Origin of the sequence: Marinoscillum sp. MHG1-6, from assembly GCF_024714475.1 — a bacterium.
Lineage (GTDB): Bacteria > Bacteroidota > Bacteroidia > Cytophagales > Cyclobacteriaceae > JAMZMI01.
This window is the reverse complement of record NZ_JAMZMI010000006.1, coordinates 56718-78593: the sequence shown is the minus strand read 5'-3', so window position 1 is coordinate 78593 and position 21876 is coordinate 56718. Positions and strand designations below refer to the sequence as shown.

Annotated in this window: 19 protein-coding genes; 13 read left to right on the top strand and 6 right to left on the bottom strand. The window is 42.2% G+C overall.

Annotated features, from left to right (window positions below; translation table 11 throughout):
* Positions 1-122: 122 nt before the first annotated feature.
* Genes NXR94_RS13675 through NXR94_RS13665 form a run of 3 tightly spaced genes read left to right on the top strand, consistent with a single transcriptional unit; the run spans position 123 to position 1656 of the window.
* Positions 123-1007 carry a sterol desaturase family protein gene (locus NXR94_RS13675; protein ID WP_258105218.1) on the top strand — a complete coding sequence of 295 codons (885 nt, stop codon included), beginning with the start codon at positions 123-125 and terminating at the stop codon, positions 1005-1007.
* The gene (locus tag NXR94_RS13670) at positions 1004-1414 is read left to right on the top strand and encodes a rhodanese-like domain-containing protein (RefSeq protein WP_258105217.1); all 411 of its coding nucleotides are present in this window, start codon (positions 1004-1006) and stop codon (positions 1412-1414) included. Before NXR94_RS13675 ends, NXR94_RS13670 begins: the two co-directional genes overlap by 4 nt.
* Complete coding sequence (locus tag NXR94_RS13665; RefSeq protein WP_258105216.1) at positions 1411-1656, top strand: hypothetical protein; 246 nt, start codon at positions 1411-1413, stop codon at positions 1654-1656. Before NXR94_RS13670 ends, NXR94_RS13665 begins: the two co-directional genes overlap by 4 nt.
* Positions 1657-1761: 105 nt before the next feature.
* Here NXR94_RS13665 and NXR94_RS13660 read toward each other — a convergent pair whose 3' ends face one another.
* Positions 1762-2178: a hypothetical protein gene (locus tag NXR94_RS13660; protein ID WP_258105215.1), complete on the bottom strand. Its 417-nt coding sequence runs from the start codon at positions 2176-2178 to the stop codon at positions 1762-1764.
* 128 nt (positions 2179-2306) lie between these two features.
* Here NXR94_RS13660 and NXR94_RS13655 point away from each other — a divergent pair, with 128 nt between their 5' ends.
* Positions 2307-4745 (top strand): bifunctional aminotransferase class I/II-fold pyridoxal phosphate-dependent enzyme/GNAT family N-acetyltransferase, encoded by a 2439-nt coding sequence (locus NXR94_RS13655; protein WP_258105214.1) that lies wholly within the window; start codon positions 2307-2309, stop codon positions 4743-4745.
* Positions 4746-4780: 35 nt separating this feature from the next.
* Positions 4781-6517 (top strand): response regulator, encoded by a 1737-nt coding sequence (locus NXR94_RS13650; protein ID WP_258105213.1) that lies wholly within the window; start codon positions 4781-4783, stop codon positions 6515-6517.
* 170 nt (positions 6518-6687) lie between these two features.
* Here the strand turns inward: NXR94_RS13650 and NXR94_RS13645 are convergent, their stop codons facing one another.
* Positions 6688-6933 (bottom strand): hypothetical protein, encoded by a 246-nt coding sequence (locus tag NXR94_RS13645; RefSeq protein WP_258105212.1) that lies wholly within the window; start codon positions 6931-6933, stop codon positions 6688-6690.
* Between the two features lie 471 nt (positions 6934-7404).
* Here NXR94_RS13645 and leuC point away from each other — a divergent pair, with 471 nt between their 5' ends.
* From leuC to leuB, 4 genes are all read left to right on the top strand, one after another.
* The gene (gene leuC / locus NXR94_RS13640; RefSeq protein WP_258105211.1) at positions 7405-8814 is read left to right on the top strand and encodes a 3-isopropylmalate dehydratase large subunit; all 1410 of its coding nucleotides are present in this window, start codon (positions 7405-7407) and stop codon (positions 8812-8814) included.
* A gap of 98 nt (positions 8815-8912) precedes the next feature.
* A complete protein-coding gene (leuD, locus tag NXR94_RS13635; protein ID WP_258105210.1) occupies positions 8913-9509 on the top strand; it encodes a 3-isopropylmalate dehydratase small subunit in 597 nt (198 codons plus the stop codon).
* 129 nt (positions 9510-9638) lie between these two features.
* A complete protein-coding gene (locus tag NXR94_RS13630) occupies positions 9639-11147 on the top strand; it encodes an alpha-isopropylmalate synthase regulatory domain-containing protein (protein WP_258105209.1) in 1509 nt (502 codons plus the stop codon).
* A gap of 16 nt (positions 11148-11163) precedes the next feature.
* The gene (gene leuB, locus NXR94_RS13625; protein ID WP_258105208.1) at positions 11164-12219 is read left to right on the top strand and encodes a 3-isopropylmalate dehydrogenase; all 1056 of its coding nucleotides are present in this window, start codon (positions 11164-11166) and stop codon (positions 12217-12219) included.
* Positions 12220-12752: 533 nt separating this feature from the next.
* Here the strand turns inward: leuB and NXR94_RS13620 are convergent.
* Entirely contained in the window at positions 12753-13268 is a 516-nt protein-coding gene (locus tag NXR94_RS13620) for a hypothetical protein (protein WP_258105207.1), read from the bottom strand.
* An 87-nt stretch (positions 13269-13355) separates the two neighbouring features.
* Here NXR94_RS13620 and NXR94_RS13615 point away from each other — a divergent pair, with 87 nt between their 5' ends.
* Positions 13356-14609, top strand: a complete 1254-nt coding sequence (locus tag NXR94_RS13615) for a caspase family protein (RefSeq protein WP_258105206.1) — start codon at positions 13356-13358, stop codon at positions 14607-14609.
* Positions 14610-14655: 46 nt separating this feature from the next.
* Here NXR94_RS13615 and NXR94_RS13610 read toward each other — a convergent pair whose 3' ends face one another.
* The 3 genes from NXR94_RS13610 to purB all read right to left on the bottom strand — a co-directional run bounded on the left by NXR94_RS13610 (position 14656) and on the right by purB (position 19793).
* Entirely contained in the window at positions 14656-16668 is a 2013-nt protein-coding gene (locus NXR94_RS13610; RefSeq protein ID WP_258105205.1) for an SBBP repeat-containing protein, read from the bottom strand.
* Between the two features lie 158 nt (positions 16669-16826).
* Positions 16827-18374, bottom strand: a complete 1548-nt coding sequence (locus tag NXR94_RS13605) for a glycoside hydrolase family 28 protein (protein ID WP_258105204.1) — start codon at positions 18372-18374, stop codon at positions 16827-16829.
* Positions 18375-18449: 75 nt separating this feature from the next.
* A complete protein-coding gene (gene purB / locus NXR94_RS13600) occupies positions 18450-19793 on the bottom strand; it encodes an adenylosuccinate lyase (RefSeq protein ID WP_258105203.1) in 1344 nt (447 codons plus the stop codon).
* A 96-nt stretch (positions 19794-19889) separates the two neighbouring features.
* On the opposite strand from purB, the gene NXR94_RS13595 reads away from it, so the two are divergent.
* From NXR94_RS13595 to NXR94_RS13585, 3 genes are read left to right on the top strand one after another with little or no spacing between them, the layout of a single operon-like run.
* Entirely contained in the window at positions 19890-20990 is a 1101-nt protein-coding gene (locus NXR94_RS13595; RefSeq protein WP_258105202.1) for a ferredoxin--NADP reductase, read from the top strand.
* 15 nt (positions 20991-21005) lie between these two features.
* The gene (locus NXR94_RS13590; RefSeq protein ID WP_258105201.1) at positions 21006-21491 is read left to right on the top strand and encodes a hypothetical protein; all 486 of its coding nucleotides are present in this window, start codon (positions 21006-21008) and stop codon (positions 21489-21491) included.
* A 16-nt stretch (positions 21492-21507) separates the two neighbouring features.
* Positions 21508-21870, top strand: a complete 363-nt coding sequence (locus NXR94_RS13585) for a hypothetical protein (RefSeq protein ID WP_258105200.1) — start codon at positions 21508-21510, stop codon at positions 21868-21870.
* Positions 21871-21876: the final 6 nt, after the last annotated feature.

Here is a 21876-nt window from a genome sequence, read left to right as displayed (position 1 = left end):
GTGTAAATACGTCATTCGAATAGGGCGAATACGACATATGCCCGGTTTCATGGCTTTGGTAACAAATGTTACGTATATAGGATGAGGGTCATCCTACTTTTGCTACAGGATTTTAAAAGAATATGGATATACTCAAGGTCATTTCGGATAGTTACGAAGGTTATGCTAATTACCTGTGGAATGAAATCACATATCCGGGATGGCATAATTACTTTTATTGGCTGATCGGTGTTTCTGCCTTCTTTTTTTTGCTGGAGCTTGCGAAGCCCTGGCGAAAAGATCAGGCAATACTCAGAAAGGATTTCTGGTTGGACTTCTTCTATATGTTTTTCAACTTCTTTTTGTTTTCACTGATCATCTATAATGCAGCTTCCAATGTCGTAGTTTATTTTTTTAATGACCTGCTAGCCTCCATTGGAATAAATAACCTGGTTGCTTTCGAAGTGATGACCTGGCCAACCTGGGCTCATTTGCTCGTAGGGTTTATAGTTCGGGATTTTATACAATGGTGGACTCACAGGTTATTGCATGCCTCCCCTCGATTATGGGAGTTTCACAAGGTGCATCATTCAGTAGAGCAAATGGGGTTCGCGGCCCATCTAAGATACCATTGGATGGAAAATGTGGTGTATCGAACCATTGAATATATACCGCTTGCGCTTATTGGTATTGGTTTAAGGGACTTTTTCATCATTCATATTTTCACGCTGGCGGTTGGGCATTTTAATCACAGCAACATCAGGATCAATCTTGGGCTTTTTAAATACATTTTCAACAACCCTCAGATGCATATTTGGCACCATGCCCACGATTTGCCTGAAGATAGAGTAAGGGGCGTCAATTTTGGACTTACCTTAAGTCTGTGGGATTATCTATTCAGAACAAATTACATACCCCATAGCGGGCGAGATATTCCTTTAGGGTTTCCCGGTGTAGAGGATTTCCCCAAGGACTTCATTCATCAAAACCTACACGGATTTCAAAACCTTAAAAAGAAGAAAACATGATACGACTATCTATTTCATCGAGCCTTGTGATTCTACTAGTGATGTTGGTCACCGCCTGTCAGTCTGGAAAAGCACAAGGCGTTAGGCAGGTCAATGGAGAGGAACTGAAAAGCCTGCTTCAGGAAGAAGAGGTTCAATTGCTTGATGTGCGTACCCCTGAAGAAGTAGCTTTTGGGGTTATTGAAGGTGCCTTGGTTATTGACTTTTATGATCCCGAATTTGATTCTAAGCTGGAGGAATTGAATAAGGATCAACCGATTGCGGTATACTGTGCTGCGGGAGGGAGAAGTGCGAAAACGGCGAATAAGCTGAAAGAAACCGGGTTTAATGTGATATATGATCTCAAGGGAGGAATGAGAGGCTGGATTGCTGAAGGTCGCCCCGTATCAAAAGTGAAACAGAGATGATGAATCAAGAGAGACAAAAACTTTGGATTGCGATTGTGCTTTCGCTTACGTTGGGGTTGGCACCGTTTTTTCCGGAACCGCATCTGGTTGGAAAGATAAGGTGGGTGTTTGGGGGTGCAAATGGCATGCAGTCGATGGATTACTTTGACCTGATATTGCATGGAAGTCCCTGGCTGTACCTCGTTTATGCAGTGGTTCGAAAAGTATTTGAAGCGAAAGGGCAAAATGACACTGCTAACTGATAGTCTTTTACTCTCTTAAAATTATGAAGCTTGCTGCACGTGTCTGAAAGAATATGCCTCATTGGACATGTTCTTCCCATGTGCTGAAATACATTTTCCCAAATGTCAGTTTGTCCTGGTATCAGAGGTAGATGGATTATTCAGTTCTTCCGAAAACCTGGCCAACCAGTCGCGTGCTTCAGATTCACTGGTAAACAAACGTGTGGGGTTTTTAGGTTTGCTAACGGTCATAAAGAAATTCCCGATCATTTTAGTCACGGAGGAGCTAACAAGCAAAGCACTGGCAACAACCAAATCGTTACCCTCATTCGCCATATAATCGCGCCCATCTTTATTGGTTGATTTTACTTCACGTATGTCAAATAAACTCGGGTAGGATTTCCCTTCTTTAAATGCAATGCGACCCTTAACTATTTTAATGGCGGTTTCCTTGTCCAATAAGTCCAATGGTTTGTAGACCATTAGAAATAACTCATCCTTAATGGACATATATACATACTGTGTTTCTAGTTCTCTATCCATGGCTCTAAACCCCTAATTGCAATAATAATCGCGGAATATAGGTATATTCTGAGGTAATTGACAGTTACATATAACTGGTTACATTATATCACGTATTTTAATTATATTAATTTACGAAAATATGGCATATGGCGAAAATTATTCATAACAATATATTGGACACAGTAGATGCTGTATTTACAGTTTCTAAGAATAAAGGCTCATTACATCTGTATGCCGAAGATGATACTCTTGATGGTCGACACCTTACCATCAATGGACGAAAAGTCCTCCATTTTGGTACTTGTGGGTATCTCGGACTTGAACACCATCCCAAACTTAAACAGGGGGCTATTGATGCAATCATGAAGTATGGCACGCAGTTTCCCATGTCACGAACCTTTGTATCTAACCCATTATACAATGAATTGCATGATCGGATCCAGGAGATGTACAAGGCCCCGGTGGTTGTCTCAAAAAATTGCACCTTGTCTCATCTTACGACCATTCCGATATTGATCACGCAGGAAGACCTGGTGGTAATGGATCACCTGGTACATACGAGTGTACAGGAAGCAGTTAAAAAGATGCTTTCCCAAGGAGTAACGGTTGAGATGATTCGGCACAACAACCTGGAAATGTTGGAGGCTATTATTAAAAAGAATCGGAGCAAATACAGTCGGATCTGGTATATGGCTGATGGCGTTTATTCCATGTACGGTGATTATGCACCTATAAAGGAGATGATAGCCTTAGCTGAAAAGTATGAGCAATTATATCTTTATGTAGATGACGCTCACGGAACCAGTTGGGCGGGTAAGCATGGCACCGGATATGTCATGAGCCAAATGGATGGTCTGTACCGTAAAATGATACTGACTGCCAACCTGGGAAAGGCATTTGGGGCATGCGGCGGATTGACAGTTTTTCCGGACGAAGAGCTGCATCGAAAGGTCAATATTTTTGGAGGTCCATTGAGCTTTTCCGTTCAAATAGAGCCCGCCACACTTGGAGCGGCAATAGCCTCAGCAGACATTCACCTGAGTGACGAGATCTATAAGATGCAAGAATCACTACTGGATAAGATCATGCATTTTAATAAACTCCTGAGGGGTACCGATCTGCCTTTGATTGTGGAAAACGACAGTCCAATCTTCTTTATCGGAGTAGGGACCATGGACATGGGAAATTATATTGTCAGAGAAATGGTAAAGGATGGTGTTTATGTAAACATCGGACCATATCCTGCAGTGCCGGCCAAAAATATTGGCATTAGGGTTACCATATCTCAACATAACACAAAGGAAGATATAGAAGAGCTCGTCAGAAAGTTGGATGTCCATTTTCACAAGGCACTAGTTGCTACCAATCAGACATTGCTCAATATCAAAAAGGCATTCAAGCTGCCAATTGATAATGAAACTAAAGAGGCAGGTCCTGTTATTAGGCATGATAGATCATTTCAGGTAAGCCTGTTTGATAGCATCAAACAAATTGACCCATCGGAGTGGGATGATCATTTAGGCAAGCGTGGAATGTTCGACTGGAATGGACTAAGCCTCCTTGAGCGATCTTTCATTAATAACGAAGAGGAAGCGAACAACTGGAAGTTTCGATACATGGTTTGCAGAGATCAAAATGGCCAGATCCTACTCATGACCTTCTTTATCAGTGCACTTTATAAAGAGGATATTTTCTCAAGAGCTTCAATATCTATTGCCCTGGAAAAAGAGCGAACCATAAATCCGAATTACCTGATATCCAGAGGGATATTTATTGGAAGCCTGTTTACCGAGGGTAATCATTTGTTCCTTGACAGAGATAACCCGGATTGGAAGCCGGCAATGAAGAGTCTCATTGATGAGTTGTATCGATTTCAGGAAGAGGAGGACGCCTCGAATATCATGTTTCGTGATCTTGAAGTCGGAGATAGCGAATTTGAAGAATACATGATAGAACATGGATTTGTCAGGGTGGACCTTCCGGAGTCATGTGTGGTAGAAAATCTTAGCTGGGATACTGAGGAAGAATTCGTTCAGGGGATGACCCCGGAAACTAAAAAGAACTTTAGGAGGTACATTAAGCGATATGAACATTTATGTGATGTGGAGTTCCGGGATAAGCTTAGTGAAGAGGAGCTACAGCACGCACTAAAGCTTCACGAGGCCGTCAATAGAAAAAATATGGCTATCAACACCTTCCTTTTTCCTGAAAGAGTCTTTAGGGAGATGGTTGATGACCCGATGTGGGAATTTGTTCAGGTGAAGATCAAGCCGCAATTTAATGACACGGATGAGGCGATTGTGGTATGCTTTTGCCAGAAAAACTCACGTGGTGTTTACAGTTTTATGCTTACCGCCATTGATTATGATCGGGTGTACGATTATTCCGGATATCGGCTGGCGCTTTGGGCGATGGTAAAGCGTGCCAGGGAGCTAAAGTGTCATCAGGCGAACTTTGGGATATCGGCTACCGTTGAGAAAAAACGAGTAGGGGCAAGACCCCATCCAAGAGTTGGTTATTATCAGGCTAAAGACAATTATGCGATGGAAATGATGGAGACTACTATCGCCAAAGAGAAAGATTAAATAGGTATGCGCTAAAGAATTCAATATAATTCACCATGGATAACGGAATGATTAAGGCAGGATTAAAAGCTCGCATTGATGAAATCAGTGAGCTAATATTCCAGGTAGCAAATGGCAATTTTGACTACACTATTGATCAATCAAACGAGGGGGAAGAACTTGACGCGATCATTGCTGGTGTAAATATGTTAGGTGAGGAGCTCAAAACCTCTACCGTGTCGAGAGATCATGTGCAGAGTATGTTTGATGGAGTTATTGACATGATTCTCGTTATGGATCTTGACATGAGGGTTACAAAAGTCAATGATGCTTGTACACACGCTTTGGGCAAAAAGGAAGAGGAACTCAACGGCTTGATGGTCACTGAATTGATAGCTGAAGATACCAATCAAATTGGCCTGATCAAGAAAATTAAGCAGCAGTTGAATGATTCCGGAAAGTATCAGGGAGCAGAGCTCTATTTCAGAAAATTGTCGGGAGATATCATACCAACTTCGTCCTCCTTTTCATACCTTAAAAACACCAAAGGCGAACGAGAAGCCATAATGATTGTGGCTCGTGACATCACAAAAATTAAAGAAACTGAAGACAACCTGATTCGTGCCAAAGAAGCGGCAGAAGAAGCTAATCAGGCCAAAGGGCGTTTTTTATCAAATATGAGTCACGAGATCAGGACCCCATTAAATGGAATTATAGGTTTCACCTCTTTGCTTTTGGGTACAGAGATGAAAGCTGATCAGCGTGAATACCTTGAAATGATTAGGGTTTCGAGCACCAATCTTGCCAAGCTTCTCAACGATGTGCTGGATCTAAACAAAATTGATCTCGATAAGCTCACGCTTGAGATCGTCCCTTTTGATTTTCGGGAAACGATTGGTTCCAACCTCAATCCGTATAAACATTTAGCTAAGGAAAAAGGACTTGAGCTCAATTTTCATATTGAATCCAATGTGCCGAAAGTGATTGAAGCAGACCCAACAAAGCTCAACCAAATATTGCTAAATCTCATTGGTAATGCGATTAAGTTTACGTCGAATGGCTATGTTGATATATTCTTTTCAGGATCACAAGATGGGGAAAGGAAGTTCCAGCTAAACTGTGAAGTAACTGACAGCGGGATCGGTATCCCTGAATCTAAGCGTGAAACCATTTTTGAGACTTTTACTCAATCTGACAATACAATCACCCGGCAATATGGCGGTTCAGGTTTGGGGTTGGCCATTTGTAAACAATTAACAAAACTAATGGGTGGTGAAATTGATGTAATCAGTCCGCCTGTGGGAAAAGATTCGGGCACCACTTTTAGGCTCATGGTCCCGGTTGGAGTTGGCGAAATAGCTGAGGAGAAGGAAGTCGCAAACTTTGATGGAAAAGTCAAACTTCCTGAGGGAACGAGGATACTTGCCGTAGATGACAATGATGTCAATCTGATGTTGCTCAACAAGGTGCTTGAGGACGCCGGCGCACAGGTCACGACTGCAGAAAATGGAAAAGAGGCAGTGCAATTTGCCGGGCGTGAAGATTTCGATATGATACTAATGGATATCTACATGCCGGTAATGGATGGTTTAACCGCCACGGCTCTATTGAAGGCTAATGGTTATGAAAGGCCTATTATCGCTCTTTCTGCCAATGTGGATAAAGAAAATATTCAGAATATCTATAATGCCGGGATGGTTGATCATTTGCAGAAGCCCTTTCAACCAGGAATACTCATAAACAAGGTGAAAGGCTGGATATTGAAGGGGCAGAATAAGCTTAATAATAGATAGATTTAACCTTTTTAGGCCAATGTTCCTCTATTTCACATAATTGATTGAAACAACCTGAATGGTCGTGTTAGCCCTCTGAATGTTGCGTGCTTAATTTGATGTGTGGAAAATTGTATGGAGCTAGAGGACAAATTGAAACCCATAAATGATTGTCCTCTAGCGTCCTAAAATTACGAGGCTATCGAAACATATCCGAAAGAATCCATCGCTTCAAGCATGTGCTTTCTGTGCGTGGCAATGATATTCTCCACAACTTTTAAGTTTCGCTGGTGGTGGAGATTGCCGGATTTCAAGGATTTTTCCAGATGCTGTCTAACCTTTTCAGCACATTTGATTGCCTGAATATTTTCTTCAAGGCTTAAGGTTTGTGCTAGTTGGCCGATGTCCTCTCTATAGTGGTTGGTTGAGATATTCATATCGCTGGTTGTTGGTTGTTGGTTGTTGGTTGGTTGTTATTTAATTCTTTCATGAAGTTCGTTATACCATTTTAATTAATGAACTAATAATACCTGAACAGGAATTTTACTTGCTTGAATCAGGTGCTTTGAGTAATAAGCCAAAATGGCTTCGCTGTTGATGTCGGCAAAGTAATGTTCCACAGAAGAAGGGGATGTTATGGCATAATTAATTCTACATTTATTTAGACAGGCTCTCATGAAGTAATTGTGATGAACTTAGCCGTTGTAATAAAACCGACCTGTTTTGTGATGTTTGAAACTATTTGGGAAGACTTCCATGTTTTGAAATCGTAGTTATTTTCCTTTTTGCTTTGACCGCCTACGAGCATTTTCGGATTCTATTGGTTACTTTTGCCCTCCATTTTGGAAGGTCATAGGACCATTTTCAAAATATTGATTCGAGCATTTAGAATAAAGACAAAATAAAACATGGGAAAAACGCTGTTTGATAAGGTATGGGACTCACACGTGGTACGTAAGATTGAAGGCGGACCGGATGTGTTTTTCATCGACAGACACATGGTGCACGAGGTGACAAGCCCTGTAGCATTTTTAGGAATCAAGAACAGAGGCGTTGAGGTTCTGTACCCGAAGAAAACTTTCGCAACGGCTGACCACAACACCCCAACTATCAACCAACACCTTCCGGTGCAGGATCCACTTTCAGCAGGACAGTTGAAAGCCTTGGAAGAAAATGCCAAAGAATATGGTATCTCTCACTGGGGACTTGGTCATGAGAAAAATGGTATTGTTCACGTAGTAGGACCTGAGTATGGAATTACCCTTCCTGGCGCTACTATTGTTTGTGGTGATTCTCACACATCAACTCATGGTGCTTTTGGAGCAATTGCTTTTGGTATTGGTACTTCAGAGGTTGAGATGGTTTTGGCTACGCAATGTATCATGCAGCCTAAGCCTAAGAAAATGAAAATTAATATCAACGGCCAACTTCAAAAAGGAGTTACTCCGAAGGATGTGGCGTTGTTCATTATCTCTCAATTGACCACTTCAGGTGCCACAGGTTATTTCGTAGAGTATGCTGGTGATGTTTTTGAAAACATGACCATGGAAGGAAGAATGACGGTTTGTAACCTGAGTATCGAGATGGGTGCCCGAGGAGGTATGATTGCACCGGATCAGACAACTTTTGATTACATCGAAGGCCGTGAGTTCACTCCTAAAGGAGCGGATTGGGATAAGGCCATGGAATACTGGAAAACGTTGAAGACAGACGACGATGCAGTATTCGACAAAGAGTTTAACTATGATGGTTCTCAGATCGAGCCGATGATCACCTATGGTACCAACCCGGGAATGGGAATGGGTATCAGCGGAAGCATTCCGACTGCAGAACAGCAAGATGGTAATCCTGCCACTTTCAAGAAATCTCTCACTTACATGGATTTCAATGAAGGTGATTCAATGATTGGTAAGAAAATCGATTATGTATTCATCGGAAGTTGTACCAATGGTAGAATTGAGGACTTTAGAGCTTTCGCTTCTCTTGTGAAAGGACATAAAAAAGCAGATCATGTTACGGCATGGTTGGTTCCCGGATCTCATAAAGTTGAAGCGGCGATCAAAGAAGAAGGATTATTGGATATCCTGAACGAAGCTGGTTTTGAGCTAAGAGAGCCTGGTTGCTCGGCATGTCTTGCGATGAACGATGATAAAGTTCCAGCAGGCAAACTGGCGGTGAGTACTTCGAATAGAAACTTCGAGGGAAGACAAGGTCCTGGTTCGAGAACACTTCTTGCCAGCCCACTGGTAGCGGCAGCAAGTGCAGTGACCGGAGTCGTAACTGACCCACGTGAACTTCTAGAAGGAGTAATGGCATAACGCTTAACGCCGAACGCCCTGCGCTTGGGGTGACGAAAAATAAAGATTAATCAAAGCAAAGGGCCAATGGCCAATTGCGAATATCGAATAGCAAAATAATGGCATACGATAAATTTGAAATACTAACATCATCAGCAGTTCCACTTCCAATCGAAAACGTGGACACTGACCAAATTATACCAGCCAGATTCCTGAAGGCAACAAAGCGTGAAGGATTTGGTGATAACCTTTTCCGTGACTGGAGATATAATAATGATGGCTCTCCTAAAGAAGATTTCATCCTGAACAATCCTATCTACAGCGGAAAGATCCTTGTTGGTGGAAAGAACTTTGGTTCCGGTTCATCAAGAGAGCACGCTGCCTGGGCCGTTTATGACTACGGATTCAGATGCGTGATCTCCAGTTTCTTTGCGGACATTTTCAAGAACAACTGTCTGAATATTGGTGTTCTTCCGGTGCAGGTAAGTGCTGAGTTCCTTGATAAAGTTTTTAAAGCGATCGAAGCAGACCCTAATGCTCAGTTTGAAGTAAACCTTCAGGAGCAAAAGGTGACCATCCTTGCGACTGGTGAAAGTGAAGGTTTTGATATCAACTCCTATAAAAAAGGCAACATGCTCAATGGGTTTGATGATATCGACTATTTGCAAAACATGAAAGGTGAAATCGAGCAATTCGCTGAGACCAGACCTTTTTAATAACCTCTTTTTTGTCATCCCGACAGCGGAGGGATCTTCCTAATTAAATTAGTTAATCCTAAATAAATAGTGAGATTTCTCCTACGTCGAAATGACATTCCTTTTGGATGACATTTAGCTTATAAAGCATTGAAAGTAGAAGTTCTTGATACGACATTACGCGACGGAGAGCAAACCTCCGGTGTTTCCTTCACGGACAGTGAGAAGCTGACCATCGCACAGCTATTGCTGGAAGAGTTGAAGGTTGATCGTATTGAGGTGGCATCCGCCAGGGTTTCTGAAGGAGAGTTTAAAGGAGCACAGAAGATTCTGGACTGGGCAGGCCAAAATGGTTATGCTCAGCAGGTCGAGATTCTTGGGTTTGTTGATGGTACGATTTCAGTTGACTGGATCAAGAATTCCGGTGGAAAAGTGATTAACCTCCTTTGCAAAGGCTCCAAAAAGCATTGTGAAGGACAGTTGAGGAAAACTGTACAGGAGCATTTAGCCGATATTGAAGGAACGATCAGGTATGCCCATGATCAGGGATTGATCATCAATGTGTATTTGGAAGACTGGTCCAATGGGATGCGGACCTCTCCCGATTATGTGGATACCATGATCGAGGGCTTGCTAAAAATGCCTGTCAAAAGGATCATGTTGCCGGATACATTGGGAATACTGAATCACAAGGAGTCAGCAGAATATTGTGGGCAAATGACTGCTAAGTTCCCGAAAGCACATTTTGACTTCCACGCACATAATGATTACGATTTGTCTACTGCCAATGTATATGAGGCATTGGAGGCAGGCATTACCGGAATACATACAACTTTAAACGGTTTGGGAGAGCGAGCAGGAAATGTTCCGCTTTCCAGTGTGATTGGAATCGTTAAGGATCACCTAAAGGGTGAAATGAAAGTAGACGAAACCAAGCTGTATAAGGTATGCAAGATCGTTGAGTCTTTCTCCGGCGTTCGCATTCCACCCAATAAACCATTGATTGGGGAGTTTGTTTTCACACAAACGAGCGGTATTCATGCCGACGGAGATAGCAAGGATAACCTGTATCATAATAGCCTGAATCCGGAGCGTTTCGGCAGAACTTATTCTTACGCACTTGGTAAGATGTCCGGTAAAGCCAATATCAAGAAGAACCTAGAGGAGCTGGGTATTGAGCTGAGTAAGGAGGAAACCAAGAAGATCACTGAAAAGATCATTGAACTTGGAGATAAGAAGGAGGTCATTACCAAAGAGGATCTTCCATTCATCATCAATGATGTGCTTAGAAGTGAAAAGCTGGAGCGAAGGGTTAAGATCCTGAATTATTCGCTATCTGTAGCACAAGGGCTTCGGTCTGTGGCAACGCTGAGCATTGAGATAGATGGGAAGACTTACCAGAAGACAGCTTCAGGAGATGGTCAGTACGATGCATTTATGAACTCGCTGAAAAGACTTTATAAAGATCTCGGAAAAACCCTTCCCAAGCTCATAGACTATGAAGTTCAAATCCCTCCCGGAGGTGAAACTGATGCTTTGGTAATTACCACAATTACCTGGGATAGCGGGAAGAAGTTCAAGACCAGAGGATTGGATCCAGATCAAACGGTGGCAGCTATTAAAGCCACCATCAAAATGTTGAATATCATTATATCATAGAATAAATCTTAAATAAATGGATTACAAAATAGCAACCCTTCCGGGTGATGGTATCGGTCCTGAGATCGTGGACCAGGCGATCAAAGTCATGAAAGCCGTTGGAACGAAATTCGGACATTCTTTTGATTTTCAATTTGCCCCGACTGGTGCGGCAGCTATTGATCAGGTAGGAGAGCCATATCCCGATTCTACTCACGAAGTATGTATGAATGCCGATGCAGTACTTTTTGGAGCTATTGGTGATCCAAAATATGATAATGACCCTTCTGCTAAAGTAAGACCTGAGCAAGGTTTGCTTTTGATGAGAAAGAAATTGGGTCTTTATGCCAATATCCGTCCGGTAGCTACTTTTCCTTCTCTGATTGACAAGAGCCCATTGAAGAACGATCGTGTCGAAGGCGCGGATCTAATGGTGGTAAGGGAGCTTACAGGGGGTATCTACTTTGGTGAAAAAGGTAGATCGGAAGACATGACTAAGGCTTTCGATAACTGTGTTTATTCAATTGAAGAGATCGAAAGAATCTTGAAGTTGGCATACGAATATGCTGAGAAAAGAAATAAAAGAGTGACTGTTGTTGACAAAGCGAATGTACTTTGTACTTCCCGACTTTGGAGAGAAGTAGCTCAACGAATTGAGAAGGAATTCCCTCAGGTGGAAACAGACTATATGTTTGTGGACAATGCAGCGATGCAGCTGATCCAGTGGCCAAAGAAATTTGACGTGATGGTTACTGAAAACATGTTCGGTGATATCCTTTCTGATGAAGCAAGTGTGATTACCGGTTCATTAGGATTGTTGCCATCTGCGTCTGTTGGTCTCCATACTTCGGTATTTGAGCCAATCCACGGTTCTTATCCTCAGGCGGCTGGTAAAAACATTGCCAACCCGGTTGCAACGATCCTGTCTGCAGCTATGTTGTTAGAGTCCTTGAATCTTTTGGAAGAGGCGAAGGCAGTAAGAGATGCAGTAAATGCTTCGCTTGATGCCAATTTCGTTACTGAGGACATTTCTAAAGAAGCTTCTAAGTCTACCACTGAGGTAGGTGACTGGATTGCTGCTCAGATAGCTTAAGAAAACGGTGCCCCAAGGCTACTCTCGGAGAGAGTCTTCGCCTATCATTGTGATTATCACTCGAAGTGTAAAGATCCCCTTCGGGAATAGACTTAAAGATGTAAGTGTTGGGGTAATAGCAAGGCATAATCAGTCTTAATAAATAAAAAACCCGGACCATTGGTCTGGGTTTATTTTTGCACCTCTTTTTCAGAGGAAATGATGCCCTGTAGCTCTCGTAGAGAGTCTTCGCAGATGATCACGAGTATCACTCAAAGCGCGAATATTCCCTTCGGGAATGGACTTAAAGATGGAAGTATTGGGGTAAAAGCAAGGCATAATCAGTGCTTTTGTGAGTAACTTAAAATTTATTGGTAATTAGCATTTCCACTCCCAAAATGATAAGGAGGATCAGAAAGGTAATCAGGAAAACAAGGATCCCATTCTTTAATAAACGCTTTTCTTTCCTGATCAGGCCAATAATAAATATGGATATGCCCGAGAGAAAACCGAGGGTTCCGAAAATAAACTTGATTAGACCGACCCAATCCATGCTAATTGGTCTTTGATCTGCATTCCTCCAAAGCCTTTCTCGCTTTCTCTACTTCGGCCTGAGCGAATTTTGCCTGCTCTTCAGCTATGGCAGCTTGCTTTTCGGCATTATTTTGTGCTACCAGGGCTTCAGCATGAGCCTTTTCGGCAGCATACCTTGCTGCTTCAGCTTTGGTTTTTTCCACTACTGCAATTGTGGTTTGTTGCTCCGCAATTTCCGCTTGTTTTGCGGCTTCTTTTTTAGCCATTTCGACCTCTTTTCTGGCTCTATTTAGTTGGTCCAGGAGTTTCAGGTGCTCCTCGGGATTTTCGCATTCGGCAATGTGCTTATACCTTTCTGCTCGATTTCGTTGCATAATGGCCTCGGCAGTTCGTTGCTCAGCCAAAGTTGCTAACTCGTCAAACTTCAATGCCTGTTCTTCAAGTTGTGCTTTTAGGAACTCATTTTCTTTTTGTAGTTCCTTGTTGTCACAAGACCATAATGTGATGAGTAAAATTAGCGGCAATATTTTTTTCATTTAATTGAGGTTTATGTCATTTTCAATTTGGTTAATATAAACTTTTTAATCCGATCAACTCAGAAACGTAATTGCTATCTTTAATAGGTGAAAAGTCTGTTATTAAGTGTTTTCCTTTCCATAGCCTCGGTGGCGTTTTCTCAGTCCCTATTACAGGTCTCGGGAAAGTGGGTAGGGACCTCAAAGGCAATGATGACCACTTATCAAATCTCAGCAGATATTTCGCAAAAAGGTAATCTGTTGGAAGGTTATGTGATCACCAAATCCATGGACGGCAGGGACTCTGTCAGGATGAATGTTAGTGGAGCGGTCAATGAGAAGGAAATTATCCTGGTGGGTTCAGAGATTGTCTATCATACCATTCCCACTTGTTTATCCAGCCTTCATCTTGAATATGTCAAAGCGGATGGAGTCATTAGCATGATAGGCTATTGGAAAGGTGACTGGTCATTAAAAACCTGTCCTCCGGGCAGCAAGGGAGATGTAATCCTCTACCTTGACAAGCCAATTCGGAATGATGATCTGGTTGTGCTTGAGGAAAGGAATGCTTCCCGACCTGGTGAAATGGAAATGGGATTGGATGACTTAGGAAATGTGTTGGTCAATGAGCTAAGTCAAAGAAAGTTTTATTCGCTGATTATTGGCATTGATGAATATCCAGATGCGGAAATTGAATCATTGGATAGACCAGTGAGTGATGCGCTAAATCTGGCAGCGGTACTCAAAAAACATTACACTTTTGAAGAGGAGCAGATGATCATTCTGAAAAACCCAAAAAGGGCTCAGATTATTGAATCGCTTGATGAATTGGCAGAACGGGTTGGAGAAAAGGATAATCTTCTGATATTTTATGCGGGTCATGGTATATGGAACGAGCAGCTAGGGCAGGGATACTGGCTGCCATCTGATGCTTCCATGCAATCCCGTTCGCAATGGTTGTCGAATAGTACCATCAGGGACTATGTAGGTGGCATAAGGTCTAAGCACACGCTACTGATCTCCGATGCTTGCTTCAGTGGTGGTATCCTAAAAGAGCGAGCCGTAATGGAGCATAGTAAGGCAATTCTGGAACTGTATAAACTGCCTAGCCGCAAGGCGATGACCAGTGGTACGATGACCACCGTTCCGGATCAGAGTGTATTTATGCAGTATCTATTGAAAAATCTCTCCATGAACGAGCAACCGTTGATATCATCGGATGAATTGTTTCGCAAGTTTAAGATCGCAGTGATCAACAATAGCTCTGACGGGCAAGTACCACAGTATGGTGCCATTGCTCAAACTGGTGATGAAGGGGGTGACTTTGTATTTCTGAAAAGAGCGTACAGGGTCACAGAATAGCTTTACTCACCAACCTCTTTAGGTCACACCCCGAATTAATTACATTCTAGAGTTTAATGATTTTTAGAAATGTCACTTGACCATTTGTTTGAGTAATACATAAAGTATAAACCCCATGACTTAGTGAGGATAGGTTCATCGGACTTTCAAAATCGTCCACAATTAATACAGAGTTTCCAGTGATATCAATAATTGATATTTCAAGGATTTCATCCAAGTCGTGAACCATTGATATTTCAGCAAAATTTTCAATTGGGTTTGGATAAACATGAAAAGAGGATAATTGGGTTGATACATTTAGCGGAAACAAGGTTGAATCCTGTTTATCCTGGGGAATAGTTTTTTCATTCTTTTTAAAAATTACGCCATCACTGATAACATAATCATAGTTAATGGATTCTGAATACAATCTGGAATTCGCAGAGACCGTCACTGTATAATAATCATCCATAAAAATACCTGCAGTATCAACTAAAATATTGAAGGTCCCATTAGGAAGTCCTTGAAAGGAATAATTGCCCGCAGTGTCTGATAAGCTATACGCAATTGGAGTGTTATCAGGTTCTGTTGAGAGTATTACATCAATAAATCGTTTCGGGTTTCCAAGGGAATCTTCTATTGAACCTGAAATTGCTCCGTTTCCTTCTAAAGTTGGTAATTCAATAAGGTTTATTATCAATTCAGTAATGGCCGTATCGGAATTAATATTCAGTTGGATAGCGTCATCCCATAAAAACTGGTCTCCTAAATAAGCACCCATAAACTGATTGTCATAATAATGGGCTTTTAAAAAATAGTAGCCAGAATCACTTAAAGACAATTCAAATTGGCCATTACCAATAAAATTGTCATATACGGTTACTAATTTCTCGTTTTGAACTTTGGTCAATTTTATTCTGGCAGATGAGGGGCTGCCTTGTTTGTGTATCTCTCCCTGGATTGAAGCATCTACCTGCGGACTTCCTATTTTAGCAATGAAACCATTCGCATTTCCAGCAAGGGGACCTTCTATGTAAATGTCTCCAAAGTTCAATCCGTTAGCCCACCGGTATGCTGACCCGGTGAGTAGAAATTCGCCATTTCTAATTGGAGCCATGGAATAACCTATATCATCTTCTCCCCCACCGCCAGCTGTGATGAGATCAGTCAATTGCCCTGATCTTGTTTCGTATCCGGCTACGAAAATCTCTTCAAAGAGGCCAAGTTCACCAACTTGAATTGAATCGAATTCTCCGAAATTTCTATAACTGCCGCATACTAAAACTTTATCCTTCGAGATCTCAATGTCATACGGGGTAGCCAGAGCAGGTTTCGCCCAGAGAATTTGCGAAGAGGTATCCATATTGATCAAAAACATGCCTGTTTTTTCAATGTCCTGGCTAAAAACTTTTTGATTATCCTTGAGAATATTTTGCTGATAAACCCCTGCAAAAACGAGGCTGCTATCATTCCATTCACAGGCGTTTATATTAAGTATCCCATTTGGGATTTCGAGCTCTGATATTTTGGAGATCAATCCATTACTGTCAATTATCCGGCTATCGTAGCTGCTTATGCTCTCACTGTTGGAGGCAATTAAGTAGTCGCCCGACTTTGAGAGATAAGTTGCATTATTTCCAAGACTGGCAAGTGAATCTCCATTTGTGGCATAAACTATAACGTTCCCGTCTGCAGCAAGGTAAATAAGATTATTAAGGACTGTCATTATCCTTCGCTTGGTGTACCAGGTATATCCGAGGCCTATTTGCCTCTCCCAAATAAGCTCTCCATCCGAGTCATACTTTATTAGGATGGTGTTTTGAGCATCATTTAAGCTTCCAGCGACATAGACATTTCCAAGGGAGTCAATAGCTATTGAGCTTCCAAAATCTCTTTTATCAGATGGGCCAAACTTTTGTGCCCAAACCACATTTCCATCGCTATTAAGCTTAACTGTCAATATATCATTTCGGTAATCCGATGTAATTGACGAATTTTTGAAAGTCCATGATCCTTGAAAATGCCCTGTTAAGTAGGTGTTTTGATTTGAATCCAATGCGATATCAAAAAATGAAGACAAGACATCACAGTCTGTAACATTTGCAGATTTCCAAGCGATTTGGGAGTATGAAGTATTGATTAAGCAAAAAAAAAGAGCAAAAAAGGTATAAGGTCTGAACATTTATCAGTAACATGATTAATAACTGAAAGATAATGCTAATTTGGAATATTAGGGACTTATTCACCAACCGAGATATTCTTGGATTTACCCCCTTGTATGTTCAACAGCGGCTGCCCTTCAGGTATATCGAAACTCACATCTTTAAAAACTACATTTCTAGTATCTGTAAGCTCAATCCGGCTGGAGTCTGCTTTGATTTGGATGTTCTTAAGGGTAAAGCCATCCAGGTCGGCGACCCTGATTAATTGTTTGCAGTTTACTACGGCATTTTCAATGGTCAGGTTGGTTAAAGGGGATTCCGGTATTCCAATGACTTTCAGAAAATGATCTCCATTTTCGATGATCAGGTCCTTTGCGAAAATGTTGGAGTAGCGTGGGGTTAACTCATTCACTTCTCTTTCGGGAAGTCGGTTGGCAAGTTCGCCTACTGAGCTGGTCGAGCCGAGCATATCCCATTTAAATACCGTATATCTGGTATTCATCCGTATGCGTTCGTAATATAGGTTTTCACCTCCGCCTCCACGGGGTCTTCTGGTTTTAAATCGAATACCGACACCCGTATCTTCAAACACACAATCATGAACATAGAGGTTTCGGATCATTCCGGCAGTTTCACTTCCACAGGTGATTCCGCCATGCCCTTCCTTGGCCAGGCAGTAACGAACGACTACGTTTTCGGTTGGCTTGTTGACCCTGAGTCCATCAGCACCTCTTCCGGCCTTCATGGTGAAACAATCATCGCCACTGCTGAGCGTACAATACTCAATTAATACATTCTTACTCGACTCAATATCAATACCATCACCGCGAGGGATTCCAACGGATTGGACCTCAACACCTCGAATAATGACTGTGTCACAATAGATGGGAACCACATTCCAAAAGGCAGTGTGCTCAAGAGATACCCCTTCGATCAGAACATTAGTGCAGTTAATAGGAGAGATGAACATTGGTGCAAAGAGCCAGTTTTGCTGTGATCCATCATGAATGCGTTCCGAAACGGGTAGTGATAAATCAACCACATTTTCGATCAGGTCATGGTCCATGATTCTTTCTCGAATAGGTCCCTCAGATGGACCGATGAGTTTTCCATTACCGGTTATGGCAATATGATCTTGTCCATTGGCATAGATGCATGCGCCAAGCGACATTACCTCATATCCTTCTATGCGAGTAAAAACTGCTGGTCGATAATCTTCGGGTTCACCGCTGAATTGTACGATAGCACTATCCTCAAAGTGGAGATTGATATTGCTTTTCAGCTCGATTCGCCCAGAACTCCAGGAGCCTTTTGGTATGATCACCATACCACCTCCAAGGGCACTTACTTCGTTGATGGCCTCGTTGATAACCGATGTGATCTTTTCGCTTTCAATGGCGCCTCTGTCCTGAATGTTGACTGACAGTTCGGGGAAAGTCGGCATCTTAAGTTCCGGCATTGGAAAAGGAGCAACAATTTGTTGTATTGTATCAGGTAGGTTGGATATGCCCACCATTTCGGCGGTAGGGATTGGAGGGCCTAAAGGCTTCCCTTCAGGTTGCTTCCTGGAGCATGAGAGCACCGCGAACACAAAGATGAGGTATGCTAAATACTGTAAACGCATGTTACAAAACTAGCATAACAAAAAGGCTGAAGCGATAGGATCGTCCAGCCTTTGATTCTGTAATCTGTAGGGAAATTACATTCCGGTGTAATTGTACGGAGTAATCACCCTAAGTTCTTCTTTGATCGCGTCCGAAACGTTCAACCCGTCAATGAAGCGATGGATGAGTTCTTTGGTGATTTTTTCTCCGGTACGGGTAAGCTCTTTCAGCGCTTCATAAGGTTTTGGATAGGCCTCACGTCGCAGAATGGTCTGAATGGCCTCAGCAACTACCGCCCAGTTATCTTCCAGGTCAGCTAAAATATTAGCCTCACTCACTTCCAGTTTTCCGATTCCCTTTTTCAGAGATGAAAGGGCCAATAAGCTGTGTGCATACGGCATCCCTACATTTCTCAATACAGTCGAGTCAGTAAGATCTCTTTGCAGTCTGGAGATGGGAAGTTTTGCACTCAGGTGTTCAAACAATGCATTCGCTATACCGAAGTTTCCTTCAGCATTTTCAAAGTCAATCGGGTTTACCTTATGAGGCATCGCTGATGAGCCAACTTCTCCTGCTACGATTTTTTGCTTGAAGTAGTTGACAGAGATGTATTGCCAGATATCGCGGCTGAAGTCGATGAGGATGGTGTTCACCCTTTTCATGCAGTCAAACAAGGCTGCGAAATAATCATAATGCTCGATCTGTGTTGTTGGGAAACTTCTTTTGAGACCCAAAGACTCAGAAACAAATTTGTCACCGAAAGCATGCCAGTTGGTATCCGGATATGCAACATGATGAGCATTGAAATTACCAGTTGCTCCACCAAACTTGGCAGCGAATGGGATAGCTTCCAGGTCTTTAATCTGTTCGTTGAGCCTGCTGGTAAATACCTTGATTTCCTTTCCTAAAGTTGTTGGAGACGCTGGCTGACCGTGAGTCCTGGCTAAGAGAGGAATGCTTTTCCACTCTTCTGATAAGGATTCTAAAGTGCTCACGATGGCTTTTAGTTCAGGAAGGTAAACTTCCAATAGAGCATCTTTAGAAAGTAAGGGGACAGAAGTATTGTTGATGTCCTGAGAAGTCAGTCCAAAATGGATGAATTCCTTGTAATCACTCAGTCCTAGGGCATCAAACTTTTCTTTGATGAAATATTCGACGGCCTTTACATCGTGGTTCGTGATCTTCTCAATGTCTTTAATGGATTGAGCATCTGCTTCCGAAAAGTCTTCGTAGATTTTTTTCAATGAGCCAAAAACCGCATGATCAACCCCTGATAACTGGGGAACGCCATGTTCGCATAATGCGATGAAATAGAGAATTTCTACTTTCACACGATATTTGATCAGGGCATATTCAGAAAAGAATGGTGCCAGAGCGTATACCTTGCTTCTATATCTTCCATCTATTGGCGAGATGGCGGTTAGGTCATTTAAAATCATTATTTGTGCATTTTGAGGCTGCAAAAATAGGCCATTAGATTAAACTTGTCAGGCAAAAGGCGGGGATTTACATTTGCAGCAATTATTGAAAAGCTTATGGTATTCGGATTTTTAAAGAAAAAGAAAAAAAAGAGTGACAACAGGTACTTCACCTTGACTGTCAAGGATGTGATTGCTGTCTCTGAAGATGCGGTAAATGTGGTTTTTGAGAATCCGGGCAGCAGGTTTGTCTATGAGCCTGGCCAATTCATTACTGTGATTGATGTTGTGGACGGTGAGAAACTAAGGCGTGCCTATTCACTATGCACCACTCCGTTTTTAGACGAATATCCCGCCATTACGGTTAAGCGTGTGCAGGATGGTCGTATGTCAAACCATATCAATAACAAATTCAAGGCAGGAGACAAAGTGGAGGTGATGGAGCCCATGGGGCATTTCACTACCAAATATGATAATGATAAAGTCAGAAAGGCGATATTCTTTGGGGGAGGAAGTGGTATTACTCCACTTTATTCGATTATGCGGTCGGTGCTTGAAAAAGAGTCGTTTAGTAAGGTGGCCTTGGTTTACGGGAACAGAAACGAAAAACAGATCATATTCAGAAAAGAGTTAGAGGCGCTATCAGAAGAATTTGGAGGTAGATTTCAGTTGATACATATCCTTGAGGAGGATCCTGAAGGATTAACCCATCATCATGGATTACCTACTACGGATTTGATTGGGGACATCCTGACCGAGATCAATTTTGGAGCGGCGGCTGAGTTTTATATCTGTGGACCACAGCCAATGATGGATGTGGTGAAGGATGGTCTGATCCGCGCTGATGTTGACACCGACAAGATCAAGATGGAAAGTTTCGCGTCAGGGGTAACTTCTCCTGAAGATCGATTGGATGGAGATTCAACTGCTGTAGAAAAAGGGGTTGCCAGTCGGGTGACCATTTTATTGGAAGGGGAGGAATATGAGGTGGACGTAGCTCCGGATATTCCGGTCTTAGATGCAGCCCTGGATCAAAATATTGATATGCCTTATTCCTGTCAGAGTGGTTTATGTACTGCTTGCCGTGCAAAATGTCTGGAAGGAAAAGTGAGCAAGGATGCGATTGAAGGACTTACTGAGGAGGAAGTAGCGCAAGGCTACGTGCTTCTTTGTGTAGGAAAAGCACTGACCGATAAGGTGAAAGTGGAAGTGGGTTAATAAACTCATTTTTTGATGACAAATAGAATCGTCTGGGATCAATTTTATCAAAAGCTGAACGTCATTTTCAATGGCGTATTAGCTATTTCCATGATTCCTTTTGCGCTTGTTTTTTTGGATATCCAAAAGAACGATCCTCCGTCCATGTATGAGGGCATGACACACACTGCACTGAAAATGTCACTGATGTTTTTGAGTCTGGGCGTGTTGGGAATTTCCAACTGGTTTTGGAGGAAGCATATTGGGCAAGTGTCAAAAGCTTCAGACATTGAATCAAAGCTCGAGGCCTACCTTTCCGAGAGATTGAAGCACCTGGCGGTAATAGAATTGTCAGCAATTGTTGCGGTAGTGGGATATTTCCTCTTAAAGGAATTCATTTTCGTTATCATATATCTAGGTGTGCTGTTTGTTTTTTCACAGTACCGGCCAAGGTTTTCGAAGGTCTGTAAAGATCTACTGGAAAAGGAGGAGGATGTAATTAATTGGATTGAGCAGGGATAGAAGTTAAATTGTGTCTATGAGGTATTTGATTGTTTTGTTGGTAATTGCTTGTCTGACTCAGTGTAAATTTATCGAAAGCAGTACGGGGTCTTCAGGCCCTTCATATGCACCTGCCACTGGTCCTCACGCATTAACCGGTCAGCAATGCTTCATTAATGCCAAAGTATTGATGATGCTGGACACTGGAGTTTATGAATTGCGGGTTTATCAAATTATGAAGCAATCAAAGACCTTTTCTCAGCCGCTTTCTCCGGGAGATAAGATCAGTCTTCATACGCCCATAATATTGCAGGTGGATTCGGAAGTCGATCTGAGTATTGAATGGGAGGAATATAACGGAGGAGGAGGCCGCTATATCCACAGTTCCTCCGCCGAGTAACACCAA

What these genes read in the sequence shown, in the direction of transcription:
- NXR94_RS13665 (WP_258105216.1), top strand. Translation starts at nt 1,411, where the DNA reads ATGATGAATCAAGAGAGACAAAAACTTTGGATTGCGATTGTGCTTTCG.
- NXR94_RS13605 (WP_258105204.1), bottom strand. Translation starts at nt 18,374, where the DNA reads ATGCGTTTACAGTATTTAGCATACCTCATCTTTGTGTTCGCGGTGCTC.
- purB (WP_258105203.1), bottom strand. Translation starts at nt 19,793, where the DNA reads ATGATTTTAAATGACCTAACCGCCATCTCGCCAATAGATGGAAGATAT.
- NXR94_RS13585 (WP_258105200.1), top strand. Translation starts at nt 21,508, where the DNA reads ATGAGGTATTTGATTGTTTTGTTGGTAATTGCTTGTCTGACTCAGTGT.
- NXR94_RS13645 (WP_258105212.1), bottom strand. Translation starts at nt 6,933, where the DNA reads ATGAATATCTCAACCAACCACTATAGAGAGGACATCGGCCAACTAGCA.
- leuC (WP_258105211.1), top strand. Translation starts at nt 7,405, where the DNA reads ATGGGAAAAACGCTGTTTGATAAGGTATGGGACTCACACGTGGTACGT.
- NXR94_RS13620 (WP_258105207.1), bottom strand. Translation starts at nt 13,268, where the DNA reads ATGAAAAAAATATTGCCGCTAATTTTACTCATCACATTATGGTCTTGT.
- NXR94_RS13670 (WP_258105217.1), top strand. Translation starts at nt 1,004, where the DNA reads ATGATACGACTATCTATTTCATCGAGCCTTGTGATTCTACTAGTGATG.
- NXR94_RS13590 (WP_258105201.1), top strand. Translation starts at nt 21,006, where the DNA reads ATGACAAATAGAATCGTCTGGGATCAATTTTATCAAAAGCTGAACGTC.
- NXR94_RS13660 (WP_258105215.1), bottom strand. Translation starts at nt 2,178, where the DNA reads ATGGATAGAGAACTAGAAACACAGTATGTATATATGTCCATTAAGGAT.
- NXR94_RS13650 (WP_258105213.1), top strand. Translation starts at nt 4,781, where the DNA reads ATGGATAACGGAATGATTAAGGCAGGATTAAAAGCTCGCATTGATGAA.
- NXR94_RS13675 (WP_258105218.1), top strand. Translation starts at nt 123, where the DNA reads ATGGATATACTCAAGGTCATTTCGGATAGTTACGAAGGTTATGCTAAT.
- leuD (WP_258105210.1), top strand. Translation starts at nt 8,913, where the DNA reads ATGGCATACGATAAATTTGAAATACTAACATCATCAGCAGTTCCACTT.
- leuB (WP_258105208.1), top strand. Translation starts at nt 11,164, where the DNA reads ATGGATTACAAAATAGCAACCCTTCCGGGTGATGGTATCGGTCCTGAG.
- NXR94_RS13595 (WP_258105202.1), top strand. Translation starts at nt 19,890, where the DNA reads ATGGTATTCGGATTTTTAAAGAAAAAGAAAAAAAAGAGTGACAACAGG.
- NXR94_RS13655 (WP_258105214.1), top strand. Translation starts at nt 2,307, where the DNA reads ATGGCGAAAATTATTCATAACAATATATTGGACACAGTAGATGCTGTA.